Genomic DNA, 3,825 nt, shown 5'->3' on the forward strand with positions numbered 1-3,825 from the left:
TTGTCTACACCCTCCTAAAGCAGGCGTTTGGTCAGGCACTTAAGCTGCTGCGAACTTCCAAGAGGCTGACCCAAGAGGACTTTTCAAGCATCAGCAGTCGGACGTATCTGAGCACCCTTGAGCGCGGTCTCAAATGCCCCACTTTGGAAAAGCTCGAAGGGCTGGCGTCGGTCATGGGGGTTCATCCTTTAAGCGTCCTGACGGCTGCTTATCAGATCAAGGGCGATGACGGGGGCCTCGACTCTTTATTGGCACGCATACGGGCAGAGGTTAGCTCGTCAACCCAGGCATCCAAATAGTTCGGCTGTCCCTGTCGCGTGGGTATCTCATTTTTTGTATTCCGGGATCGCTGATCGCTAAAATGCGGGCTTTGCGCCAGCGGTCGCGTGGGGAAAACTTAGCGCAGCTTTCTGGATCAGTTGACGACTACAATGTGGCCGAAGGTCCAAGCTGGGCTCAGCGCCTTCGAGCTAACGCCACGAAGGCAGCAGTCGGACAATATCAGTTTGTAAAGGTAGCCTTTACGTCGTTTTGAATCGCAGTGATTTTCCTGAATCAAGACGTACGCAATGCACCAGTTCTTTACATTTCCATCTCGCTTTGTTGTGCTCAGTGGGCGATGGCTAGTATAGTAGGGGCCATTCAGAGGTTGTTGTTCCTGCGCTTCCAGTCTTATGTGAACTACCTTTCTAGCGCATACCTTAGACTTTTTTGTAAAGTTTAGACTTGAGACCCCCGAATTTCGGGGGTTTCGTCGTTTTCAGGCGTCAGAAAGCGCTGAACCACTCCGGCTGTACTACTGCCGTGAAGCCGCTGAGCACCTAAATCCGCGCATCCTTCTGCATTTGCGCGTCTTCGAAACAATGCGCGATCACCCAACTCGCCGGCTTCACCTCACCTCGCGGGCCAAACGCCAATGCCCGTTGTGCCAACGGCCCGTTGCTGGCCGTGGCGCCTGCAACATGCGGGCTGTCCCAAACACCCCACGTAACAACGGTAGATACCGAGCGCGTGGCAAGCACCACGTCGAGATACCGCTTATAAGTCGCTGCAATTAATCCATCGCGTTCTGCGATGGACCCCTTCAAGTGGCTGTCGTCGACGTCGAGTTCCGTGATGTGGATCGACAACCCCATATCACGCACTGCCAGAATAAAGCGTGACAGGCCCGGACCAAATGTGTCGCCTGTACGCAGATGGGACTGAATGCCCAAGCCGTGTATCGGAATGCCGCGCTGCTTGAGCCCGCGCAGCAGGGCGAGCACGGCAGTGCGTTTGCTTTCGCCGTAATGGGTATCCTTTTCCAGGCCGTAATCGTTGTAGCAGAGCAGGGCGTCCGGGTCGGCCTTGTGCGCAGCCTTGAAGGCTATGTCCAGATAGCGAGGCCCGAGCATCTGATACCAGAATGAATTGCGCAGCCCGTCAGGCTGGCCGTCCTCCAGCTGGATGGCTTCGTTGACGACGTCCCATGCGCTGATGAGACCGCGATAATGGCTGGCGACGGTACTGATGTGCGCCGTCAGCACCGCTTCGGCGTTCGTCGGGGTGACGGTTTGGTGAACCCAGTCGGGTAAAGAGCGATGCCAGCAGAAAGTGTGGCCGCGCATACGCTGTTCGTGCGCTTTCGCAAACCCCGCGATTGCGTCGGCGGGTGCGAAGTTGTAACGCTCTGGTTCGGGGTGGACGGTCTGCCACTTCAAGGCGTTTTCTGGCACTACGATGCTGGCCTGACGGGCGACCAGTTGCCGATAGGCCGCATCGTCATTCAGCTTTGCCGGATCAACCGCAAAGCCGAACCGGATACCTTTCTCGGCTGCAGGCTGGCGCAATGCGGGAAAGGTTTCTGCCGCCAGCAGCCTGCTGTTGACGAAGGGCAGGCACGTCAGCAGGCGGACAAACGCAGTCAGAAAACTGCGTCGATTAGCCCGGCGCATTACGCACCAAAAATCTCCATCAACTCCTCACGCCCGACCATCACAGTCATTGACCCTTGCTTCTGCTCGCCTTCAATCGTGCACAGCAATCCAGCTTCTCGACAAATCACTGCGCCTGCTGCGATGTCCCACAGGCTGGTGAATTTCTCCATGTACCCATCCGTTTGCCCCAACGCGGCGAACGCCAGGCCGATGGTTGCGCAGCGATAGCCTGCCAGGCCCCAGCCCTGTCGGCGCAGGCTCAGGTGCAGTTTGCCCATCTCTTCGGCGTCCCATCGGGTGTTTTCGCCGACGCCGGCGATGCGCAGGTGCTCGGGTGGTTGAGGGCGGACAAAAGGGACGCCGTTGCGCAGCAAGCCCTCGCCGGTGCGGGCTGCGAGGGTGTAGCCCAATGCCGGGTAGGCGACGACGCCGATTTCGGGTTCACCTGCCGACATGTACGCCACCGCGATTCCCCACAATGGGGTGCCGCGCAGGTAATTGCCGGTGCCGTCGATAGGGTCGATAACCCAGCCGTCGGTGATGAATTCGCCGCCCATTTCTTCGCCCAGGATTGTATCGTCGGGGAAGTGTTTGCTCAGTTCTGCACGTAGCAGTTGCTCCACTTCGAAGTCGGCGCGGGAGACGAGGTCTTGTGCGCTTTTGGTGGTGATGTCGAGGGTGTGGCGGTCGTTGAAATACGCCATGGCCAGGCCGGTGGCCTGTTCTACGGCGTGCATGGTGACGCTGAGTCGGTTGTTCATTGCAGACAGCCTCCGTTCGGCAGGTTCAACAGGTCCGGGTAATCACTGAGAATCGACTGCGCGCCGTGTTCCAGCAGGTAACGCGCGCGTTTCGGGCTGTTGATGGTAGCCACGGCGAATTCGACGCCGCTGCTTTTCAGGCGAACAAGGTGATGGTCATCGAGCATGTCGTCAAGTACGTGAAGTATTCGGCAGTCATATTCGGCCAGTAAAGCGACCGGGTCAGCAGGCGCGACCACCGAGGCGATGGCCAGTGGTACGTCGTTCCACAAGCGGCGGGCGGCAGTTAGCGAGCGCACCGAAAAGCTGGAGACGAACAACCGATCATTGTCGGCGGGCCACAGGCTTTTGAGGATTGGCATCACCACTTCCGCCGTCTCGATATCGTCGCCAATGGTCGGTTTGAGTTCGACTTGCAAACCCAGATTGAGGCGCAGCGCGCAGGCCACGATCTCTTCGAAGGTCGGGATCTGCAGGCCCGCGAATTCAGGCGCGAACCAGCTGCCTGCGTCCAGTTTGCGGATGGCCTCAAGTTCGTGAAGCACGACAGCGCCGCGCCCGTTGGTGGTGCGGTCCAGCAAATCGTCGTGAATCACGACAGGCTGGCCATCGCGGGTCAGCTTCACGTCGATCTCGACCCACTCGGCGCCGCACTCGGCGGCTTTCTCCAGGGCCAGCAGGGTATTTTCCGGCACGTAAGCCTTGGCACCACGATGGGCAATCAGGGACGAGCGGACGAGGGGCGCAGGTTTGAGCATGGCGGGTCACTTGGTGGTTTGGGAGAAGGAAACGAGCTGGCGTTGGCCACTCTCGATATCGAACAGCAAGGGCGCGGGATGGATGGTGAGTCGAATCTGGGTGCCGGGCATCAGATGCTGCCGTTCGGCGAGACTGACAACACAGCGTGTTCCGGCCAACTGGCAATACAGCAGGCTGTGGCTGCCGAGATTTTCGGAGGACTCCACGGTGGCGGTGACGCCTGTCTGGCCGAGCACGACGGTCTCGGGGCGCAGGCCAATCAGCCATTTGCCTGTCCGGTTGCTGGCAATGCCGAGTTTGATGGGCAGGCGTTGTCCATCGGCCAGTATCAGAACATTGTCGTCCAGGCAGTGCACAGGCAGCAGGTTCATGGGCGGGGTGCCGATGAA

General features: G+C 58.9%; 5 protein-coding genes. 1 reads left to right on the plus strand and 4 read right to left on the minus strand.

Annotated features, from left to right (window positions below; translation table 11 throughout):
* Nucleotides 1-299 (plus strand): helix-turn-helix domain-containing protein (locus tag ALO64_RS01640; protein WP_235804967.1); only part of this gene is annotated, 299 nt, incomplete at its 5' end.
* Nucleotides 300-821: 522 nt separating this feature from the next.
* On the opposite strand, the gene ALO64_RS01645 is transcribed toward ALO64_RS01640, so the two are convergent.
* From ALO64_RS01645 to ALO64_RS26080, 4 genes are all read right to left on the minus strand, one after another.
* Complete coding sequence (locus ALO64_RS01645; RefSeq protein ID WP_044345261.1) at nucleotides 822-1,934, minus strand: endo-1,4-beta-xylanase; 1,113 nt, start codon at nucleotides 1,932-1,934, stop codon at nucleotides 822-824.
* Nucleotides 1,934-2,677, minus strand: a complete 744-nt coding sequence (locus tag ALO64_RS01650; protein ID WP_044345262.1) for an inositol monophosphatase family protein — start codon at nucleotides 2,675-2,677, stop codon at nucleotides 1,934-1,936. The genes ALO64_RS01645 and ALO64_RS01650 overlap by 1 nt, the downstream gene beginning before the upstream one ends.
* Nucleotides 2,674-3,435, minus strand: coding sequence for a glycerophosphoryl diester phosphodiesterase (locus tag ALO64_RS01655; RefSeq protein WP_002555451.1), 762 nt, complete (start codon nucleotides 3,433-3,435; stop codon nucleotides 2,674-2,676). Before ALO64_RS01655 ends, ALO64_RS01650 begins: the two co-directional genes overlap by 4 nt.
* 6 nt (nucleotides 3,436-3,441) lie before the next feature.
* A partial coding sequence (locus tag ALO64_RS26080) for a TOBE domain-containing protein (protein WP_235804968.1) occupies nucleotides 3,442-3,825 on the minus strand: 384 nt, incomplete at its 5' end.

Source organism: Pseudomonas meliae (genome assembly GCF_001400515.1).
Lineage (GTDB): Bacteria > Pseudomonadota > Gammaproteobacteria > Pseudomonadales > Pseudomonadaceae > Aquipseudomonas > Aquipseudomonas amygdali.